5 protein-coding genes and 2 pseudogenes are annotated in these 3,191 nt (G+C 64.2%); 2 read left to right on the top strand and 5 right to left on the bottom strand.

The window, feature by feature from the left end; translation table 11 throughout:
• On the top strand, positions 1–290 hold a 290-nt coding region (locus ACFOHJ_RS20425), incomplete at its 5' end, for a UDP binding domain-containing protein (protein ID WP_378224104.1).
• A 554-nt stretch (positions 291–844) separates the two neighbouring features.
• Here ACFOHJ_RS20425 and lysC read toward each other — a convergent pair.
• On the bottom strand, positions 845–1,033 hold the full coding sequence (gene lysC / locus ACFOHJ_RS20420; RefSeq protein ID WP_378224106.1) for an Rz1-like lysis system protein LysC: 189 nt from the start codon (positions 1,031–1,033) through the stop codon (positions 845–847).
• Positions 1,034–1,419: 386 nt separating this feature from the next.
• Positions 1,420–1,659 carry a glycoside hydrolase family protein gene (locus ACFOHJ_RS20415; RefSeq protein WP_378224103.1) on the bottom strand — a complete coding sequence of 80 codons (240 nt, stop codon included), beginning with the start codon at positions 1,657–1,659 and terminating at the stop codon, positions 1,420–1,422.
• A gap of 59 nt (positions 1,660–1,718) precedes the next feature.
• On the opposite strand from ACFOHJ_RS20415, the pseudogene ACFOHJ_RS20410 reads away from it, so the two are divergent.
• Positions 1,719–1,838 (top strand): annotated as a pseudogene (locus ACFOHJ_RS20410) (IS66 family transposase); the annotation flags it as partial.
• A 1-nt stretch (position 1,839) separates the two neighbouring features.
• Here the strand turns inward: ACFOHJ_RS20410 and ACFOHJ_RS20405 are convergent.
• The 3 genes and pseudogenes from ACFOHJ_RS20405 to tnpA all read right to left on the bottom strand — a co-directional run.
• Positions 1,840–2,259: pseudogene (locus ACFOHJ_RS20405) on the bottom strand (IS66 family transposase); the annotation flags it as partial.
• 69 nt (positions 2,260–2,328) lie between these two features.
• Positions 2,329–2,685 (bottom strand): IS66 family insertion sequence element accessory protein TnpB, encoded by a 357-nt coding sequence (tnpB, locus tag ACFOHJ_RS20400; protein ID WP_378224101.1) that lies wholly within the window; start codon positions 2,683–2,685, stop codon positions 2,329–2,331.
• Positions 2,682–3,119: an IS66-like element accessory protein TnpA gene (tnpA, locus tag ACFOHJ_RS20395; protein WP_378224100.1), complete on the bottom strand. Its 438-nt coding sequence runs from the start codon at positions 3,117–3,119 to the stop codon at positions 2,682–2,684. The genes tnpB and tnpA overlap by 4 nt, the downstream gene beginning before the upstream one ends.
• Positions 3,120–3,191 lie beyond the last annotated feature (72 nt).

Here is a 3,191-nt window from a genome sequence, read left to right as displayed (position 1 = left end):
ACCCCAAAGCGATGGACGAGGCGCGGCGCATCTATGGCGAGCGGCCGGATTTCGTCCTGTGCGACAGCCCGGAAGCGGCGGTGGAAGGGGCCGATGCGCTGGTGATCTGCACGGAATGGAAGCAGTTCCGCGTCGTCGATTTCGGCTGGCTCAAGCAGACGCTCGCCCGTCCCTTCGTCATCGACGGCCGCAATCTGTATGACCCGGCGGAAGTGCAGAAGCACGGCCTCGTCTATTCGGCGATCGGCCGTGGCGTGGCGCTCGGCAGTGTTGCACCGCCGAATGGCTAAATACCTACGACGGCGAGCCTATAACAGCCTGAAACAACAAAAAGATCGGATGATTGGGGCGTCAGCCGCCTCCTTTGAAAGGGTGGCTGGTAGACCGTCTTCCGGGCAAGCTCCAACGGGTCAACCTGGAGGAGCTTTGCTATGGAATTATTCGTTGGTCTTGATGTCTCGGTGCGCACATCCGAGGCGACAGCTACCGGCTCCGCGAGAAGCGCCGGGCCAGGCCTCCTGCAAAAGACAGGACCGGCGGCGAACGCTAGCAGTGCCTTGCCGACGCTCCACATGGCCTTACGGAGTGATCCCGCAAAGATCACGCGATCTCTCGCCCGCTCAAGCTCGGCTGTAGTTGGCCGTATGTCGGAAAGTGCCTTTTCAGAGGCATCGAGCCGATGTCTCATGTCGTGGAGTTCCAGCCGAGTCGCTTCGGCCGCCTCGTAGCCGCGCTTCCGGCTTCAGCGGCGTCCTGCCCCTGCTGGATCAGATGGCTATCTGCGCCGATATGGCCTTGATCTGCTCCTCCGTCCGCACTTGCCGCTCTGCCATCGATTCTCGCGTCATTTCCGCCTCTCGTTCCACGCCCGCACCCCATCCACCTGTGCGGCGCAAGTGGCCAGCGCTCCTTCCGTATAGGTGAGCCGATTGACGATATCGCGGGTCGCCTTCAGCGGCCGGCGTTGCCTTGGCAGGCACGGCCGGGTCAACGCCGTCGGCACAGTCTCACGGATAACCTGCGGTGCCGACACCACAGCCAGATTATCGGTTAAGCAACCGGTCAAAGTCAGCAGGCACGTGGCCAGCAAGATAGGCCTCCGACATCCTCGTTCGCATCTTTAAGCTCCCCGATCTGCTGATTGGTTTCGGCTGTGGTGGAGTTGATACCGGCGATGTCGTCGGCCATCTTGGCGAGGATCCTGTCGTTGCGCTCCGCATCGGCGCGCAACCGGCCAATTGTTTTCGCCGGGACCTTGTTGGCGGCTACCGCCGTGGCAAGATCAGCGCGAGCTGCGCAGCCTGCACCTTGGCGCCGATTGCATCCGAGCGATACCAGAGAGCCGTTGCGGCGAGCCCAGCGAAGGCCAGCAGGATAGCGAGCGCGAGATAAGGCCCCGCGCTTATCACCGCATCCCGATCAAGCAAATCGTCTTTTCGCGCATGCGGCGCTCGAAAAGCCTGCGGATGACCCGCCCCCGCTGTTCCACCAGGTCAGCGCCTCGCAGTCACCAGCGATATCGCTGGCATTGAGGCGACGGGTTGCGGTGCTCTTGCCGATCGCCCCGCTCCCGCAGTTAAACGCCGTCGATGTGTAGGCGGCGTCGCGCGTCGGCGGCAGCCGGGTGTTGATTGTGGCGCTTTGAGAGCGGCGGTGCAAAAATCGACCACGGTAGCGGCGGGATAATCCGGCTGCGGGCGGCGTAAAACCCGACCGCGCGCCAGGAAAGGAGCCGACCGATCCTGGCCGAGCTCGAACCGTGGCTGCGCGAGAAGCTCGGCCTGATCAGCCAGAAGACGAAGCTCGCCGAGGCGATCCGTTATACGCTGTCACGCTGGGGACGATCACGCGCAGTTGCGCTGGCACGATGTCGAGCCGTTCGCTGACGTCTTCGCTGATCCGGTGAAGTCCGTTGCGACAGCATGGGCAGGCATGGTCCTCGATGTCGACGACCATCTCCACGCGCGGCAAGTGTGCCGGCAGCGCACCACGGTTCGTGCGCCGCGTCGCGGTGCGCTCCCTGCGTTTGACCAGATCGGCACGTTCGGCTTCTTCCTCGCCCGCCGCCTCGATCTGCTCGGCCTCCTCAAGGCCAAGGAGGAGTTGATCCTCAGGCAGGCTCTCGGCCCTGCGGCCGAAGCGGTGGCGCTGCAATTCCTTGATGATCTGGGTCAGGCGAGCATTCTCGACATCGCGCGCCAGGACCATCGCCTTCAGCACGTCCGGATCGTCGGGAAGCTGGTCCGCCGTCATCGCCATGATCGGATGAGACCATATTCGCCAGCTCCGGGCGACAGCGGAATCCAGGCTGATTCACTTGGTCGCGGATCAACCCGCCTGCGCCGGAGCGCGCGTCCGGCGGGCTTCATGAACCCGCCGCCAATCAAGCCCTTCAAGCAGCGCCGACAACTGAGCGGCCGTCAGCCGCATCACGCCATCCTGCTCCTTCGGCCAGCGGAACTCGCCATCCTCCAGACGCTTCGCATAGAGGCAGACGCCGGTGCCGTCCCAGAAGATCAGCTTGATCCGATCCGTCCGTTTCGCGCGGAACACATAGACTGCGCCACTGAACGGATCGGCGCCCATCGTCTCGCGCACCAACGCAGCCAGCCCCTCCGCGCCCTTGCGGAAGTCCACCGGCTTCGTCGCCACCATGACCTTGACGGCGCCTGTCGGCCCGATCACGACGTTGCCTTCAGCGCATGGATCACCGCCGCAACGGTCCGCGCATCAGCGCCGCGGCCAACCCGCATGGCGATGCCACCGATCTCAAGCTCGATCACGCCAGCATCTCGGGTAGTCTTCCGTCTCCGCGGCTGTGCTGGACGCGTCGTCGCGGGTTCCGCAAGCGGCACCTCCACCACTGCCGGCACGAAGGCCGGGGATTCCTGCTGCACCGAAGCCTGTTTGCGCGCTTCGCGCCGCCAGGCGAACACCTGCTGCGGCCTGAGACCATAACGCCGGGCGACTTCGGAGATGATTGCGTTCGGCTCCAGCGTCTCCGCGACGATCCGCGCCTTATCATCCATCGACCAGTGACGCCGCCCGCCAGCGCCGTTGATCACCTCAAAACGTCGAGGCTGCCGCTCCGGGTCAAGCGTAAGGTCAAGTCCAGACACAAGCCTATCTCGTACGCATACGCCGAGGACCGCAGGAGATGCTGGCTCGCGCGAGCCGTGCCGGAGCTATGA

Source organism: Aquamicrobium soli (assembly GCF_042646345.1).
GTDB lineage: Bacteria > Pseudomonadota > Alphaproteobacteria > Rhizobiales > Rhizobiaceae > Mesorhizobium > Mesorhizobium soli_A.
This window is presented reverse-complemented; position numbering and strand designations above follow the sequence as displayed.